The organism is Bradyrhizobium sp. USDA 4354 (assembly GCF_054060315.1).
The window spans coordinates 3,298,738-3,315,815 of record NZ_JBSSDC010000001.1; the positions used below are offsets into that span (position 1 = coordinate 3,298,738).

At 58.0% G+C, this 17,078-nt stretch carries 12 protein-coding genes and 3 pseudogenes; 8 read left to right on the forward strand and 7 right to left on the reverse strand.

Going from position 1 to position 17,078, the window contains the following annotated elements:
- Position 1: 1 nt before the first annotated feature.
- A complete protein-coding gene (locus tag ACVIIV_RS15320) occupies positions 2 to 949 on the reverse strand; it encodes an aminotransferase class IV (protein ID WP_456748735.1) in 948 nt (315 codons plus the stop codon).
- A 546-nt stretch (positions 950 to 1,495) separates the two neighbouring features.
- Between ACVIIV_RS15320 and ACVIIV_RS15325 the strand changes: the two genes are divergently transcribed.
- From ACVIIV_RS15325 to ACVIIV_RS15360, 8 genes and pseudogenes are all read left to right on the forward strand, one after another.
- On the forward strand, positions 1,496 to 1,708 hold the full coding sequence (locus ACVIIV_RS15325) for a hypothetical protein (protein ID WP_456744926.1): 213 nt from the start codon (positions 1,496 to 1,498) through the stop codon (positions 1,706 to 1,708).
- A 216-nt stretch (positions 1,709 to 1,924) separates the two neighbouring features.
- Positions 1,925 to 2,827 carry a 3-hydroxyacyl-CoA dehydrogenase NAD-binding domain-containing protein gene (locus ACVIIV_RS15330; RefSeq protein WP_456744927.1) on the forward strand — a complete coding sequence of 301 codons (903 nt, stop codon included), beginning with the start codon at positions 1,925 to 1,927 and terminating at the stop codon, positions 2,825 to 2,827.
- Positions 2,828 to 2,881: 54 nt separating this feature from the next.
- Positions 2,882 to 3,910: pseudogene (locus ACVIIV_RS15335) on the forward strand (acyl-CoA dehydrogenase family protein).
- A gap of 358 nt (positions 3,911 to 4,268) precedes the next feature.
- A complete protein-coding gene (locus ACVIIV_RS15340; protein ID WP_456744928.1) occupies positions 4,269 to 4,556 on the forward strand; it encodes a hypothetical protein in 288 nt (95 codons plus the stop codon).
- Positions 4,557 to 4,888: 332 nt separating this feature from the next.
- Positions 4,889 to 6,045: pseudogene (locus tag ACVIIV_RS15345) on the forward strand (acyl-CoA dehydrogenase family protein).
- Positions 6,046 to 6,138: 93 nt separating this feature from the next.
- A complete protein-coding gene (locus ACVIIV_RS15350) occupies positions 6,139 to 7,416 on the forward strand; it encodes an acyl-CoA dehydrogenase family protein (RefSeq protein ID WP_456744929.1) in 1,278 nt (425 codons plus the stop codon).
- Between the two features lie 128 nt (positions 7,417 to 7,544).
- Entirely contained in the window at positions 7,545 to 9,623 is a 2,079-nt protein-coding gene (locus tag ACVIIV_RS15355) for an acetate--CoA ligase family protein (protein ID WP_456744930.1), read from the forward strand.
- The gene (locus tag ACVIIV_RS15360; RefSeq protein WP_456744931.1) at positions 9,616 to 10,398 is read left to right on the forward strand and encodes a carnitinyl-CoA dehydratase; all 783 of its coding nucleotides are present in this window, start codon (positions 9,616 to 9,618) and stop codon (positions 10,396 to 10,398) included. Before ACVIIV_RS15355 ends, ACVIIV_RS15360 begins: the two co-directional genes overlap by 8 nt.
- 464 nt (positions 10,399 to 10,862) lie before the next feature.
- Here ACVIIV_RS15360 and ACVIIV_RS15365 read toward each other — a convergent pair whose 3' ends face one another.
- From ACVIIV_RS15365 to ACVIIV_RS15390, 6 genes and pseudogenes are all read right to left on the reverse strand, one after another.
- On the reverse strand, positions 10,863 to 11,747 hold the full coding sequence (locus tag ACVIIV_RS15365; RefSeq protein WP_456744932.1) for a 3-keto-5-aminohexanoate cleavage protein: 885 nt from the start codon (positions 11,745 to 11,747) through the stop codon (positions 10,863 to 10,865).
- A gap of 101 nt (positions 11,748 to 11,848) precedes the next feature.
- Positions 11,849 to 12,427 carry a thioesterase family protein gene (locus tag ACVIIV_RS15370; RefSeq protein ID WP_456744933.1) on the reverse strand — a complete coding sequence of 193 codons (579 nt, stop codon included), beginning with the start codon at positions 12,425 to 12,427 and terminating at the stop codon, positions 11,849 to 11,851.
- Positions 12,385 to 13,170 (reverse strand): SDR family oxidoreductase, encoded by a 786-nt coding sequence (locus ACVIIV_RS15375; RefSeq protein ID WP_456744934.1) that lies wholly within the window; start codon positions 13,168 to 13,170, stop codon positions 12,385 to 12,387. The genes ACVIIV_RS15370 and ACVIIV_RS15375 overlap by 43 nt, the downstream gene beginning before the upstream one ends.
- 604 nt (positions 13,171 to 13,774) lie before the next feature.
- Positions 13,775 to 13,925 (reverse strand): annotated as a pseudogene (locus ACVIIV_RS15380) (IS256 family transposase); the annotation flags it as partial.
- A gap of 546 nt (positions 13,926 to 14,471) precedes the next feature.
- The gene (locus ACVIIV_RS15385; RefSeq protein ID WP_456744935.1) at positions 14,472 to 14,924 is read right to left on the reverse strand and encodes an acyl-CoA thioesterase; all 453 of its coding nucleotides are present in this window, start codon (positions 14,922 to 14,924) and stop codon (positions 14,472 to 14,474) included.
- Positions 14,911 to 16,053 (reverse strand): 3-hydroxyacyl-CoA dehydrogenase NAD-binding domain-containing protein, encoded by a 1,143-nt coding sequence (locus ACVIIV_RS15390; RefSeq protein WP_456744936.1) that lies wholly within the window; start codon positions 16,051 to 16,053, stop codon positions 14,911 to 14,913. Before ACVIIV_RS15390 ends, ACVIIV_RS15385 begins: the two co-directional genes overlap by 14 nt.
- Positions 16,054 to 17,078: the final 1,025 nt, after the last annotated feature.

Sequence of the window (17,078 nt, forward strand, 5' to 3'; positions counted from 1 at the left end):
ATCAAGGATAAATGATGGCAGTCGACCACGCGTGATCAGCGTGCTTTTGCCAGTAGAGATCCATGAGCCGGCGGGTGATGGAGCCGACCTGGCCTTTAGAGATCGTGGTATCGTCGATGCGCGTCACGGGCATAATGCCGCCGGCAGTTGAGGTGATGAACACCTCGTCAGCCTTCTTGATGTCGTCACGGCTGATGTCGGTAGCGGTGGCGGCGAGCCCAATCTCAGCACAGAGATCGAACACGGTCCGACGTGTGATGCCCGGCAACACCCCAAAAGCCGGCGTCCTCAACGATCCATCCTTTACAAGGAACACATTAAAGCCTGGTCCTTCTGCGATATGTCCGTTCGTATCCAGGATCAGTGCCGTCTCTGCGCCTTTATCGTAGGCGTCGAAAAGGCCCATCACGAGATCGAGCCAATGATAGTTCTTGATCATAGGGTCGACTGAGTTAGGCGGGATACGGACGGTCTGGCTGATCGCGATGTGCAAGCCTCTTTCCAATTGTTCCTTGTTGGCAACGGAACCATAAGGCACAGCAAACGCGATGAAGCGGTTCTCTGCTTGGCGGGGATCGCGGCTAAATGTCGGCGATGAGCCGCGGGTGCAGACCATCTCGACGTAAGCCGATTTATGGCCCGACAAGGCGACACACTGCTTGAGGATCGACGTGAGTTTCTCGCGGTCGTAAGGCAGCTTCATTCGAAGGCGTTCAACGCCTGCCAAAAAGCGGTCGAGGTGCAAATTCAACCGAAAAAACCGACCATCCCAGACGTGCACTGTGTCGTAGGTGGCGTCGGAGTGCAGGAAACCCCAATCGAGCACGGAGATCTTGGCTTCGGACATCGGAAGGTATTGCCCGTCCATGAAAGCAACCCCGTGCGGATAGCGCCGGCCGTCGATGTGATGCTGCTCTATTGTTGGAATCGCAGGTGAGAGGTCTGTCATCGGAGAAGTCATTCGCAGTATGAGAGGTTGAGGCGACCAACGAATTGCTGCATCGCCAAAAGGAGGATTTGGGACATGATGCTCCATCAAATGAGGATCAGCGCAGCCGGTCCACTGAACCGTAGTCACCTGAGATGTTAACAGCCCGGTGAGCCGCATTCCCCCGATGTGATGCCTCGTATAGACGAAATTCTGCATCTCCGCTGAATAGGTGAAGCTTTCACACAGCAGAACGCCAGATAGAGGGACGAACTGCACTACCGACGCGATGATCATCTCGCTAACGCATGATCAAGATCACAGGAATTCGTGGGTCCAGGGTCTGTGCGTATCGATGATGGACGCATTCGGGGCAGCGGTAGCCCCGTTGCGAACCGGAGGATAAGCACTCGCGGGTCGACCAACTCGATCTGTGGCGCCGAGGCCGCGTTGTGATCCAAACTACCGGGATCGCGTTCGCGATTCCAATGGCCGTTTTGGGGCCCCATCCTAAGCGCCAGTTTTGCGGGGCTCACCTCATCTCCGAATGCGAGGAGATGCTTTGACTTGTGGCGACGCGGCGCAGGATTGCTGCTTGCAAGCGTCCATATTGGTCAATTCAACCTCCGCAGACCCGGTATTACTTTCGAGATCAAACGTAGCGCCGACGTGCCGGCAAAGGTGAGAATCGCTTTCCGTGTTCATTGCCTGTGTGACTATAGGCGCAGCGCCGCCGACCATTTCGACAAGGTTCCCAAGCAGCAACCGACGATGAACTGATTAAAGGTGCAGTTGGAACTCTCGCCAGGATCGCGGTCCCAGTCCGGACTCCTGATGAGCTTTGCGATAAGCATCATGCCTGGGAGTACGGAGTACAATGTCGATGCCAGATCATCCGAAGTTCCTGCCCGAGTATCTACCGCGGCGGGTCGCGTTATTGGGAGGCGGGACGATCGGGGCGGCTGGGCCGCACGATTTGTCCTGAATGGAGTTGATGTGCAGCTGTATGATCCGGCACCTCGTGCGGTCGATCGAGTGCAGGCGATTCTGGTCAACGCGCGGCGGTTATATCAGCAGCTGACGCAGGTCCCGCTCCCTACTGAAGGGGCGCTGACGGTGGTGGAGTCAATTGCGGAAGCGGTGGCTGACGTAGATCTCGTGCAAGAGTCCGCGCCGGAGCGTCTGGAATTGAAGCAGCAACTGCTCGCAGCGGCTAGCCGAGCAACTGCCCCTAATACCCTGGTCTGCTCCTCGACCTCTGGATTTCGACCCTCTTTGCTGCAGGCCGATATGGACCAGCCTGAGCGCCTGCTCGTCGCGCACCCGTTCGACCCGGTTTACCTGCTGCCGTTGGTTGAACTGTGCGCCGGACAGCGTGCGGTGCCCGAGGCGTTGGCGCGGGTGGCGGACATCTACCGTGCCGTGGGTATGCACCCACTCGTGGTACGCAAAGAGGTGGACGGGTTCATTGCAAATCGGCTGCAGCAGGCCATGTGGCGAGAGGCATTGTGGCTGGTGCACGACGACGTCGCCAGCTTGCAGGAAATCGATGACGCTGTTCGTTATTCCTTTGGGTTGCGCCGGGCGGTCATCGGAGCCTTCAGGATGGGCGGCGGCGGAGCGGCTGGTATGCGTCGATTTATGGAGCAATGGAGGCCCCAGCTAAAGTGGCCGCTGACGAAGTTCACCAACGTACCCGAGCTCACTAACACCTTTCTGGACAGGCTTGCCGAGCAATCGGACGCGCAAGTGAAAGCAGATAATCTCACGACGTCAGAGCTTGAAGCGAAGCGCGACGACTGTCTAGTAGCCGTTCTGGGAGGGCTGCGCTTGCAGCGTTACGGCGCGGGTGAGACAGTCGCGCTGTGGGAACGCTCTCTTCTCGACCGTGCTTCCTAACTCACTAACGATAGCCGCAACTATCCAAAGCTGAATTAGCGACGGGATAATCCAATGGATCTCGCATTCACAGAAGAAGAGCGACGCTTTCGCGAAGAAATGCGGCTGTTTTTGCGTGATAACATGTTGCCGGAGATACCGCGCAAATTGGCCGAAAGGCAGACAACTCTCAAAGGACGAGAAGGCTGCGGGAGCGCGTATTCCCAATAAGAATGGCGTCCCAACATGGCCCAAGGAATATGGAGGGGCGCGGTGGACCTCGCTGCAACAGTACATTTTCGCGGAAGAGGTACGAGCGCTTCCCGCACGGTTCAAGTGCGGATACGGCGAGTCTCTGGTCGGCCCAGTCATCTATACCTTTGGCGATAAGGCAAAGAAATAGTATTTGCCGCGTATCGCCAACGCTGAGGATTGGTGGTGCCAGGGATTCTCTGAGCCAGGTGCGGGCTCCGATCTCGCTTCACTCAGAACGCGAGCCGCGCGTAATGGCGACCACTATGTTGTCAATGGCCAGAAGATCTGGATCACGTGGGCGCAAGATGCAGACTGGATCTTTTGCTTGGTCAGGACGAATCCCGGTGTCAGAAACAGCAGGGTATCTTCTCGGCAATGAACGCTTCGCCGACGCCGGCGTGGCCATTTCCGAGGAGCGTATTCGGCTCGCCAAGAGACTTGCCGCGCAGTCTTGGGTTGGTGATGAGAGACTAATCGACCAGGAGACGTTCCGCGAGAAGGTCGCCGCAGTCGAAGTCCAACTAAAGGCGTTCGAACTGACGCAGCTTCGCGTAGTCGCCAACGCATCGAAGAAGAAGGTTACGCAGGACCCTGCAAGCTCTATCCTTAAGCTCAGAGGCTCGGAAATCGAGTAGGCGACGGCAGAACTGCTAATGGATGTGGCCGGGACCCCATGCGCTTCCCTATCTGACGGAAGAGAAGCTCGAGAGTGGCAACGAGCCTCCGATTGGCGCTGACTGGGCCCCACGTGTCACGCCCGCCTATTTCGGTAGCCGAGCGGCATCGATCTATTCGGGCTCCAACGAAATTCAGAAGAACATCATCGCCAAGACGGTCCTCGGCCTTTGATGCTTTAGAGCCCGCTGACACCGCGCCTTCCATCAAAAAAGTTTGCCGATTGCGGTTGAGCGACGCCGTGATCGGCTTGCCGCCCAATAACCCCTCGCCGCGCCCTGACTGTTAAGGGCTGCTGGCGCATTTGGCCGAGCGGGCTAGCCCTACATAAGCACGATGGCGTTCGTCAACCAGCCTTGCGCGACGAAGTCCGCAAGGTGCGCCACACTCAGCTGCGTGGCGAGTGTATTTCCCGGCGCCGATCGCTCTAGATGACGTGTGACTGGAAATGAGGATCAAATGCAAGCCGTACATCGTGGAGATATGAGAGCACCTGCTCCGGGACATCCCACGATTCCCAAGCCGTAGACGAGTGCACCAGTTTCCGCCGGTCGCCGACGCGACGCGCAACATCGTCCGTGAGTACGCGCTTAAAATGCATGGCGAGAAGGGCTCGATTCTGGTCATCGGAGAAATCGGCATTTTGAGACAGGACAAAGCTCTTACGGCATTGCCCACCAATACACCAGTTTGGAGGACAAAGATCATTCGGATCGGAGTGTTCGCGCCCTATGCGTCGCGGTTTGGCCATGCTCTCATTATCACCGCTTCACCTGCCAAGGCAGTGACGGATGAATCCAGGCAGCCTGGCATTTTCTAAACGTCTGGGCGTTGCGCCGAGGCTGAAGCTGGCGCGTTAGCGGCAAACAGCGGTGCGCTGCCATGCGACGCCTCCTCCGAACAATGGCCCGTTAGTGGACACAGGTGAGCCGACGGACGGCTCGCGCTCAATTGGTAGGAAGCGCTCTCATTCTGCAGTATTTCTTCGAGTCTAAAACGATTTTCGCCATTTCTTGTGCCGGCTTCTGCCATACGATGAAACGTAGCGAATACGCGCAACAACCTAGTTCTGCGTCATGTGCGACTCAAGTCGCTGCCAGGAAACCAAAGGAACTCTCGTTTACTGACGAAGAACAGGCATTTCGCCAAGCGGTGCGTCAGTTCTTACACGATCACGTGCCGCCGGAGATGCCTCGCAAGCTGATCGAGAATCGAGATTTATCCAGGAGCGAGATGGTCGCCTGCGTGCGTATCCCAAATAAGAAGGGTTGGAGCGTTCCCGATTGGCCAGAGGAATATGGTGGAACAGGATGGACTCCTGTGCAGCATTACATCTTCAACGAAGTAATCCAGATGTATCCGGCGCGGGGGTTACCCGACTTCGGTACATCCTTGGTTGGTCCGGTGATCTACACTATCGGTAATGAGGCGCAGAAAAAATACTATCTGCCGCGTATCGCCAACGCCGATGACTGGTGGTGCCAAGGCGTTTCTGAGCTCGGCGCGGGCTCTGATCTTGCCTCACTCAAAACGCGCGTACGGCGCGTCGACCACTACATCGTGAAAGGCGAGAAGACCTGGACTACGCTGGCGCAATACGCCGATTGGATATTCTGCCTAGTCAGGACAAATCCCGATGTGAAGAAACAGCAGGGTATCTCCTTCTTCTTGATTAACATGAAGACGCCCGGCGTGAGTGTGCGTCCAATACAGTTGATCGATGGCGGTCACGAGGTCAACGAAGTCTATTTTGACAGGGTCCGTGTTCCGGTTGAGAATCTCGTCGGTGAAGAGAACAAGGGGTGGGATTACGCAAAGTTCCTCCTCGGTAACGAGCGAGTCAATATCGTGGGCGTTGGCGCTTCAAAGCAGCGCATCCGGCGTATCAAGGACCTTGCCGCCGCGAATTCAGATTGGCGATGGGCGGCTGATCGATCAGGCTGCCTTCAACCAGAAGATCGCTGCAGTTGAAATCCAACTGAAGGCATTGGAGATCACACAGCTTCCTGTCGTCGCCAGTCGATCGAAGCGAAAGAAGGGCACCCAAGATCCAGCGAGCGCCATCCTCAAAATCAAGGGCTCAGAAATCCAGCAGGCCACCGCGGAGCTTCTGCTCGACACGGTCGGTCCTTACGGGTTGCCCGCTTTATACACGGGCGATCCCGAGAGTCATAACGCGGTGCCGATCGGATACGATCTGGGCCGCGACAATTGCGCCCGCCTACTTCAACGTTCGCAAGGTCTCAATCTACGGGGGTTCCAACGAAATTCAGAAGAACATAATCGCCAAGGCGATCCTCGGTCTCTGACCGCTTCTCTGGTCGATTCCGTAAGGTGCGGCGGGGCTCGTCGACAATCTTTTGAGGGCCATTGGCGCGGCCCCAGCTCAGGAGAATATCACGTTGGGCTTTGATCTCTCCGAGGAGCAGCGGCTCCTCAACGATAGCGTCGAGCGGCTGGTGCTCGACAGATACGGCTTCGACGACCGCCGCACGTATCAGACGGAGGAGCGGGCATATAGCGAGGCAATGTGGTCACGCTATGCTGAGCTAGGGCTTCTTGGGCTGCCCTTCGATCAGGAATATGGCGGTTTCGGCGGCAGTGCGGTCGAAACCGTGATCGTTATGGAGACGTTCGGCGGGGCGCTGATCCTCGATCCTTATTTCGCGACGGTGGTACTTGCGGGCGGCATCCCCCGCCACGGGGCGAGCGAGGCGCAGAAGGCGGAGATAATCCCTGCGATCGCGGAAGGGCTGGTAAAAGTTGCCTTCGCCTATGCCGAGCCGCAGTCGCGCTACGACCTTTTCGACGTTGAGACGCAGGCAAAGGCGCGCGGCGATGGATGGATGCTCAACGGCGCCAAGAGTCTCGTCCTCCACGGCGACTCAGTCGACAAGACTATCGTATCGGCGCGAACGGCCGGAGGCACGCGGGAGAAAGGTGGGATCGGCCTCTTCCTCGTCAACGCAGATGCGCCGGGCCTTACACGCCGCGGTTATCCAACACAGGATGGTCTGCGCGCGGCCGAGATCACCCTCGAGAACGTGCACGTTGAGCCCGCCAATGTCATTGGTGACCCGGCAACGACATTCCCAGTGATTTCGCGAGTGGCGGACGAGGCGGTAGCAGCGCTCTGCGCTGAAGCCGTCGGCTCCTTTGCCAGAATGCAGGCCATCACTCTCGGCTATTTCAAGACGCGGGAGCAGTTTGGTAGGAAAATTGGCACCTTCCAGGTGCTTCAGCATCGAGCGGTCGACATGTTTGTCGAATTGGAGCAGTCCCGCTCGATGGCCATCTATGCCGCAATGATAGCAGGCGGAGCGGACACGATCGAGCGCGAGCGCGCTATCTCGGCGACAAAGATCCAGATCGGCCGATCGGCGAAGGCGATCGGGCATCAGTCGATCCAGCTCCACGGTGGCATCGGAATGACGATGGAGTACAGCATCGGTCACTACACACTGTTCGGTGACGCCGATCATCACCTGCGGCGGCTCGCAAGTCTGGGGGACTCGCTACCGAGCAAGCGAACTAAAGAGCCTAACGTGCGACTGGGCTGGTCAGGAGTGGTGCAGTCGAAATTGGGTTCGATGATCAATCTGACCGCAGAGATGTCGGTAATATCGTGCCGGATGGGCCACTTCTCCCTTGGATCCTTGTCCATAGCGCGATGGAACTAATGGACAACCTGCTGCAGGAGCGCGTTTGGCGCAATGTCCACCTCGAGCAGATTCGGGAAAGCGCCTCGGAAAATCGGGCGTGACACATTATTCGGGGCGGTGTTGCGCTCCGCTTGGAGCCTGATTCAATGCATAGACTCGAACGAGTTCTGCGCCCGAAAACGATCGCCGTTTTTGGAGGCCGACAGGAGGCAACTGTCGTCGCGCAATCGATCAAGATGGGCTTTGCCGGTGAGATCTGGCCGGTACATCCCACTAAGGACGAGGTTGCCGGCCGCAAGGCCTACCGGTTCGTGGCCGACCTGCCCGATGCGCCTGACGCCGCTTGGGTTGGCGTCAACCGCCACCTCACTATAGAGGTGGTCAAGGCTTTGTCCGAACGCGGCGCCGGCGCCGCTGTCTGCTATGCTTCCGGTTTCCTCGAAACGGAAGGCTACGACGATAGTGGCGAACGGCTACAGGGCGAACTTGTCGCGGCGGCCGGCGAGATGCCGATCATTGGTCCGAACTCCTACGGTCTGATCAACTTCGCCGATGGCGCGCTTTTGTGGCCGGACCAACATGGTGGCACTAGGCTTCCCCAGAGCGGCCGCGGGGTCGCCATCATCACGCAGTCGTCCAGCATCGCCATCAACATCACTATGCAGAAGCGCGGCCTGCCAATCGCCTTCGTAATGACCGCGGGCAATCAGGCGCAGACAGGCCTTTCCGAAATGGCGATTGGCTTGATCGAGAATGAGCGGGTCACTGCGCTCGGCCTGCACATCGAGGCGTTCGATTCCGTAGCCAGCTTCGAAAGCCTGGCTGCACGGGCGAGGGAGCTGAAAAAGCCGATCATCGCGATGAAGGTCGGCCGTTCCGAGCAGGCGCGGGAGGCGACTGTATCGCATACCGCTTCGCTTGCTGGCTCGGACGCCGCATCCGCCACCTTCCTCAAGAGGCTCGGCGTCGCTCGAGTCGAATCGATTCCTACATTCGTCGAGACGCTGAAGCTCTTACACGTGACCGGTCCGCTACTGGGTTACCGCCTCTCGTCGATGAGCTGCTCGGGCGGCGAAGCTTCAGTGATGGCCGACAGCGCGGACGGGCACTTGGTGCATTTCCCCCGCCTCACTGACCAGCAGCGCGCCCATGTCAAATCGACGCTCGGCCCATTGGTGGCGGTGGCCAACCCGCTCGACTACCATACGTTCATCTGGAACAACGTGCCAGCGATGACTGAAACGTTCACCGCGATGGTGTCGGTTGGCTTCGATCTCAATCTGCTCGTGCTCGACTTCCCGCGTCCCGACCGCTGCACTGATAGCGGTCGATCGCTGCCGCGGCAAGCCTTCCAAGCGGCGCTGAAGGCCACCAATGCGAAAGGCGCGATCGTCTCCTCGTTACCAGAGAATATGCCTGAAGAGTACGCCGCCGACCTCATAACGAAGGGCATCACTCCTCTATTCGGTATTGCGGAAGCTATGGAGGCCGCCGATGCGGCGGCGTTCATCGGCTCGGCATGGCGCGCGCCGCAAGCGCCCCCAATTGCCACGGTGGCGGCTGGTGCGTTCCGCGGCGAACGTGTGACGCCTGACGAAGCCGAAGCCAAGAGGAGACTGATCAAAGCCGGCCTGCCAGTACCAAAGGGCGAGCGCGCCGGCAATGCGATCGAGGCGGTGATCTCGTCCACGGCGCTCGGCTTCCAAGTGGCGCTGAAGGCGTTGGGTGTGGCCCACAAATCGGAAGTCGGTGCGGTGCGGCTGAGCCTCGGTGACGCCGATTCCGTCAGCGCCGCCGCGAATGATTTGCTCGGGCTCGGGGCCGGCCTCTACGTCGAACACATGGTGCGTGACGGCGTCGCCGAACTGATCGTCGGCTTCACGCGCGATCCCATGTTCGGCGCGGTCATGACGCTGGGCACTGGTGGCGTGCTGGTTGAGCTGTTGCGCGATAGCGTGACCCTGCTGTTGCCGGCAACGCGTGACGATATCGAGACGGCACTGCGCGGGCTGAAACGTTATCCGCTGCTGGAAGGCTATCGCGGCCGGCGCAAGGCCGATGTTGCATCGGCCATCGATGCCATTTCAGGGATCGCCACCTTTGTGCAGCAGAATGCCGGCGAGATTGAAGAACTCGACATCAACCCGCTGATCGTGTGCAGCGAAGGCGAAGGGGCCTGGATTGCCGACGCGCTGCTCGTATTTGGAGAAAAAAAGAATGGCTGACGTCATCACCACCCGTCGCGAAGGCGCTATCCTTGAGGTTACGCTTGATCGGCCGAAGGCCAATGCCATCGATGTGAAAACGTCGCGGCTGATGGGGGAGACCTTCAAGGCCTTTCGAGACGATACTGACCTGCGCATCGCAATCGTGAAGACGGCCGGCGACAAGTTCTTCTGCGCCGGCTGGGATCTCAAAGCGGCCGCCAGCGGAGATGCCCTCCACAGCGACTATGGAGTGGGTGGCTTCGGCGGGCTACAGGAACTGCGCGACCTCAACAAGCCGGTGATCGCCTGCGTCAACGGTATGGCCGTTGGCGGTGGCTTCGAGTTGGCGCTCTCTTGCGATCTGATCTACGCCTCCGATCATTCCTCGTTCGCGCTGCCAGAGATCCGCGCCGGGACACTGGCCGACGCGGCAACGATCAAGCTGCCGAAGCGCATTCCCTATCACGTTGCAATGGATCTTCTGCTCACCGGGCGGTGGATGGATGTGTCGGAAGCGCATCGCTGGGGTCTGGTCAACGAAGTGCTGCCCAAGGAGAAGCTCGAAGAACGAGTCTGGGAGATTGCGCGGCTGCTCGCCAGTGGCCCGCCACTGGTTTTCTCCGCGATCAAGGAGACAGTGCGCGTGGCCGAGGCGCGGAGTTTCCAGGACGCAATGAACCGGGTGACGCGCCGCCAGATCGAGACCGTAGATAGGCTTTACGGCTCAGAGGACACTCTCGAGGGACGCCGAGCATTCGCCGAAAAGCGCGATCCGGTTTGGAGAGGTAGGTAGTGATATTGTAGGTCGGCAAACTCGGAGCGTCTAATAAATCCGAGACACCGGCAGAGCGCTGCCGGCGGACGCTTGGGATTGAGCCTCTCTGTTCAACCCCCGTGCCAGGCGATCGGAGAATGCAGATCGGCACCTCCGGCGGCTCCTACCACTCATCCGCCTGTTCGCGAGAGCAGCATCTGTTCAACGTGTAGGAGGCACTCGCGGCGGCTCCGATTTGTCTATATTAATCGGATCGTCAGCTTATCCAACCAACTTGACGTGGATTGCGGTTCGAGGTTAAACACCGGTCCGGCCAGCTTAGGCACGTGCATTAGCGCTCCACAAAGCAGCGTTTCAATAGCCACTTCATCGTGCGTCAAATCCGATATTTCGCTGATCTGCCTGTCCCGCGAGACTCCCAAGTTAGGTCTCGAAGGCCCGGAGTCCAGCATGGCGTACTTCCACGCTGGACCCAAGTGCCGTTATCCGCGTTTTGAAACGCCAAGAATTGATCGGGCCTCTGCCGGTGTCGCCACACTAGCTCCCATGCGCTCAATAATTCCGACGGCGTTCTCAACAAGGCCAGCGTTGGATGCAAGCACACCTCGTCGAAGATAAATGTTATCTTCCAATCCTACCCGTACATGCCCGCCCATTGGCACTATCTGTGCGACCACGGGCATTTCGTCGGAGCCACACCCAAATCCACCCCAAATGGCCCCAGAAGGCAAAAGCTCGCGCATCGCCTGCAGAACGGTCGGACTAGCCGGAGCCCCATTCCCCGTGCTAAGACAGAATTGAAAGAGGGCAGGACCATCGATGGTGCCTTCCAACACGAGCTTCTTCGCAGTTTCGATGTGGCCTAGATCGAAGCATTCGAGTTCGGGCTTGACGCCTGCTTCTCGCATAAGTGTCGCCATCTCCCGCAGATCCGACATGCGCGCAACAAAAATCTGCTCTCCGAATACTATCGTACCGCAATCCAAGGTGGCAAGTTCGGGCTGCAGTTTGATTGCGTGAAGACAGCGTGCCTTGGAATCTTTAAGGGTGCTAGCTTTTCCAATCTTGATTGGGTCAACGGAATCAATTGCTATGGTCCCGTCCATGCCGCACGTCAGGTTGATGATTACATCGGTGGCCGCGTCCCGAAGTTTCTTTACGACTTGTTCATAGAGCTCAAATCGGTTCGAAGGGGCGCCGGTATCTGGTTCGCGGACGTGAATGTGAACGACCGCAGCCCCCGCTTTCGCAGCATCCAGTGCTGCCTCTACTATTTGTGACGGCGTCTTGGGAATGTTTGGATGCTTCGCAAGAACGGCAGAATTGCCGCCGGTGATTGCGCACGTGACGATGACTTTTCGAGACATCTAGAGCTCCTACCTAGTTACCTTATTACCGTGGGATCGACCCGGATGGTGTTGAAGACATGGTGTTTCATCGAAGTGTGGAAAAGAAGGCAGTAGCCACCTCATCGAGCCGGCGCGCCTGCGATGAGCGACGCTGCACGGCCGACGTTCCGTGGTGGGCTCCCACTTTGACCGCGCTGTGCTTCCCGGAGCCGCTCTAAGACCTCGGGGCGGAAAGGCTCAACTTTCCGGCTCGCCACGCCAACATTGAGCAGCAACTGCTCTGCCGTCGCCGCGAGCGCGCCGTCTCGATCGTCGAACATTTCATGGTGCATAACGAAGCGCTTAGTGTCGAGCTCGAGAATGCGCGTGGTGATTGTCAGGGTGCCACCGGCAAGAATTTCGCGGACGTAGGTGATGTGGAAATCGCCTGCAAATATCGTATGGCCTCGATCGAGATAGGAATTGCCCAAGCCCAAGTCGCGGCAGGCGAGATCGCCGGCCTCAGTAAATACCTCGAAATACGGCCTGACATTCATATGCCCGTTCATATCGAGCCAAGATGTCCGAACTGAGCAGCGGAAAACGGGCAAGGACGTTTTGAAGCACTTCGCTTGGCTGCTGAGGCCACTAAAGTCCGTAATGTGCTGGTTATTGATCACCGGGCACCAGCATTTGCGCCAAGATCGATTGGAAGGCACACGCCGCTAACTCCGGAAGCCGCAGGGCTCACAAGAAAGCCAATGGTTGCCGCGACCTCACGAACTTCGACGAAGCGATTGCCTGGTTGCGACGCGCGGAAGAGGGCGATGACTTCGTCCACGCTAATGCCTCGACTTGCCGCCTGAGCCTCTAGCTGACCACGCATCATGCCGGTATCCATCCAGCCCGGCGCGATCGCGTTGACGGTAAGACCATGCGCCGCCCCCTCCAGCGCCGCAACGCGAACCAGACCGAGAACTCCATGCTTTGCCGCGGTGTATGCCGCCTTTTTGGACGCACCCCCAAGGCTCGCACTAGATGCCGTCACCACAACACGGCCACCGCGGGATTTGATCAAGGCTGGCCAAGCCGCCTTCAGTGCGGCGAATGGTCCGTCCAGCATCACAGCACGAAGACGCTCCCATTCGGCGTCCGGGAACTGATCTAGCGGTGCGACGAACTGGCAACCAGCATTCAGTACCAGAATGTCGAGACGCCCAGCGGTCGCAACTACATGGGCGACCATGTCTCGATTCCCGCTCGCCGTGGAGAGATCCGCGTGGAAGACATCTTTACCAACGACGTCCACACCGTACACGTTCGCCCCGCGATCACGCAATTCGGCCACGATGGCTTGCCCAAGCCCTCCGGCCGCTCCAGTCACAAGGGCTACTCGCCCCTCAAGCGACGATCCATAGGCAAGAGACTGTTGTTCGTGGTGCTTGGAATCAGACTTGGTCATTCGCTTCTCTCTTGGCGCTCGTGGTGTTTGGGAATCAGGTTTGCACTTTCGTACAGACAGCGCGGTCATCCACGCTTATTAATGCCGCGAGCCCGAGTTTGGCAGCCGCTAGCCTCTACCGTGCCTACTCGATCTTCGCAGGAGGTTCGCCTTCATCTCCGCATTCGAAACCAGCACACATTAGATCGATAAAAGGAAAGTTTGCGGCTCGATCAATCCCGAATGAGCGGAATCGCGGCTATTCTCGAAATATTTCGCAGCTTTCCACCAAGTCTTCGGCGCGGACCAGGTAAATCTAGGAGGCGGACGCGGCGGGAGTTCTGTGCGTCAGCTTCAGCAAAAACCGATCAGGGGCTCGGCCAAGCCATGCCCTTGGACGCGCTGTCGCTCGCTTACCCAAAGCCCACCGCTGGCGGGCGATGGCGGCGCAGAGCGGTGGCCCATCCCCTCTGACGCGCCTAAGCATCGTCAGGCCAATTGACGTAACGCCTCCTGCAGCACGTGGTCGACTTCATGTGCTTGCAGCGCGGCAGCGGCCAAACGGAAAGGTCAAGGTCTCCTCGACTTCTCCTCGTCCAAGCCGGTGAACTTGGCATAGATGCCGTCCATTTTCTGCGCCTGGCCGCCAGATCGCGCCGCACCTCGACGAGAACCCGCCGGTAGTACATGCAGCCGAGCTCGAGCAGGCGGTCGGCGTCGACGTCGGGCGGCACATACTCAAGCGCATTACGCAAGAAGTGCACGTACCGGCGCTGCCGTCGCAAAGGGACTTCGGCGATCGAGAGACGACGAACTCGACGCCTCTGCCGACCGCCGGCCTTCAGTTCCTCACAATTCGGTCGACACGCGCCTGCCGGTCATGCGGCACCTTAGGCTTGATCTTGCTGACCCGGTGATCAGCGAGCCGGAGCAATAGCGAAGCCGTCCCTCGCTGCGTCTCCCCTTCTCCCAGCATCCGTCATCTCCGCCTCAAGCGTCTCCTGGATAAGGGCCTGACCTAGTAGCTTTGAGGAACGCCTTGTCTGACGACTAAAAGCTGCTTGACGGCAGATACACTCTGTCCTGATCTTCATCATGGTCATGGCTGGTGGCCGACGGCATCGCGACAACTTATGGGGAGAAGGAAAATGACGTGTCCGCCGGTTGACGCGATAGAATTCAGACTCATGCCATCACCTGCGCCGCGCGGCTTGTCGCTGCATACTCAGATATCACACCAATCGCCCTGCTGTACTGGGGCGAGGGCGTCCGCCGCGGCCGTTCTTGGAGGACGCACTCGCAAGATGGATAAGTACGTTGGATCAGCTCCGCGAGGGCCTTCGGCTTATTGACAGCAGCGGCTGAGCGTCATCCGGTGGGTTTCCCCAAGACGCAAAATTGCCGCTGATAGTGTCAGTGAACGATGTCACTCTGCGGCTCGCTGGATCAAAGCATAGGTTCATCGTCTCGACCGTGCAGACGAGATTGCCGGCGCTTTCGAGGCGATGAAGGAGATTGAACCGCTTCGCGTCCCAGGCAATCAGCGAGGTACGGATTTTAACCAGGTCGCCCAGGCGCAGTTCGCGAATATAGCGAACATACGTCTCGGTCATAACGAACTGAATTTCCGACTCGGATCCGACACCCTTCGCCCGGCGCCAGATCTCGAGACTGGCAAGGTCGGCGATGCGCTGGTAAGTCAGGAAATTGACGTGATCAAGCTTGTCCAACCAATCCTTCTCGACTACACCTTCCCAGGTATCAATCCAGGTCACTGTTTACCCTCGCCAGGCCTGTCCTGACTCGCTCCAATGCGGAGCGGATACCCACCACGCCGGCATTGCGCAACGCCATCAGCCCTCCTTGTCCATTTGCCCCGATTCCGTTGGCGACCTTTTCGGCATAGATCTGCATCAGAGCCCGATCAGGCTGGAAACTGCTCGGAGCTATATAGCCGCTGTCCATCTCCCGACCCAGACTTTCCACGAATTTACCCCACAGAGAAGGGTCGCTCTTACCGAGGAATAGTGCCGAGGACAGACCCATAACTGCCCAACGGATAGCTGGGCCTGCAGCGATCGCCTTGTCGATCGATTCCAGATCGGCCACACCTTCCGACATGAGATAGAGAACCTCCCTGAGAACGGCGTACTGAATACGGTTGCCGATGTAGCCTTCGATCTCGCGGTCTAGCTCGACCACCTCGCAACCCGTCCACCGGTAGAATGCCGCAGCATTGTCCGCTGCCTCTCGGGCGGCGGCGCCTCCGGCGATCTCAACAAGTGGAATAAGAAAAGGCGGATTAAAGGGATGGCCGACGAGAATGCGTTCGGGATGCTTCGCTCCACTTCTCAACTTAGAGGAGAGAAAGCCAGAAGAACTCGAGGCGATGACAACATCAGGCGGCGCATGCGCATCAATTTCCGAAAGCAGGGAAATCTTGGTATCGATATTTTCCGGCCCACTTTCCTGGATAAAATCGGTACCCTTAAGTGCTTCTTCAAGGTCGGTGGTGAAGAACACGCGCGAGGGTGTCGCGCCAGCCGCCATTCCGAGTTCGGTGAGGGCTGGCATTGCCTTCGCAAGGCTTTCTCGGAGATAGCTCTCGCGCTCGGCCGCCTGGTCATACACCACGACATCAAGCCCAGCTCGCATGAAGTGCGCGGCCCAACCGGCTCCGATCACGCCGCCGCCGACGCAGGTGACCTTGGCAATCTCGCGTACGCCCGGTCCTTTAGATTCCGACATTCGTTGCTCCGGTTTCATACAGTTCCAAGTCGGCGGAAAGTTGCTAGCCGCCAGTTGACCGAATCCTGAGCCCCACCAAAATTCCGGGGCCGGTCTCAACAGAAATGAACATGGACTTACCAGTTGACGCTGCTTGATCAGGATGTTCTTGCCCAAGCGCCGAACGGCTCCGACACTGGGCATCTCAGGCGCTGGAAACCAGCGCATGTCACCATCTGCTGGTGCTCCGACCATTTCCGAGATGGTCGGAAGCCGAAATCAAACGGATGGGAGAATCGAGCATAGCAGGCGCCAGTCCCGTTCGAAGTTGAGAACTCCAAGAGAGTCTATAACGTTCGTTGACAGAAAGCATAGCTCGGACTGACGCTCATTTCCTCTAATCGGAGAGCTAATGTAGTGGAAATTCTGCTCGCGGTCCGAAGAATGCGAAGGCTTTCATATCAAAAGTCTTAACTTCGATGAAGCAAATCAGATTCAGAAGGCAATCTGCGTTACGAGATTTCCAGCCGGCATCAACGTCGTAATCCGATTGGGCGACGTGCATGGTGAGCCGCTTCACGGGTCAGTGGAAATCGGCCGTACTTGGCTAGGCCAAGCTTGTTACCATTCTCTCGAACGCGAGCGAATTGTTTGTGCCGAATTCAACTAACTCATGATTACGCCTCACCTCACCGACTACGTCGACGAGTTCTATGAGGCCGTGAACATGCCATGGAGCCTCCATACAGCGCGCCCGGAATCAATCTCCCGATAGATATTCGGCACCGCTAAGCCAGATACACGAGCGTGTGATCGTCGATGAGCAAACCTGAATGGTCGTGAGAGGAGCCTTTGTGAGTTCTCCTGCCCGGCTTGAACGCCGGCCTAAAGGCGCTGGCTATCGATTGTTATTCGATGGATCGATAGTACCAGAGTGATCATTTCGATCCTGAGATCACTTCTCGCGCATATAGGCTAATGTCGAGCGCGTCCGCAGAAAAACGTCGCTTAAGTAGGATCAGAAGAAGATTTTCGTGGGCATGAGGGGCCACAACGACGAACTTAGGCTTTTGAGGCCCGCTAATCTTTATGCTTGAGATGGAGTTAAGCCTCAAATTGAGAGCCCATTCGCGATAGAGTCTTAGTGGCCGACCTCCACACCAGCAGATTGTCTGACGGATCCCGAGCGGCGGGTGAGGATC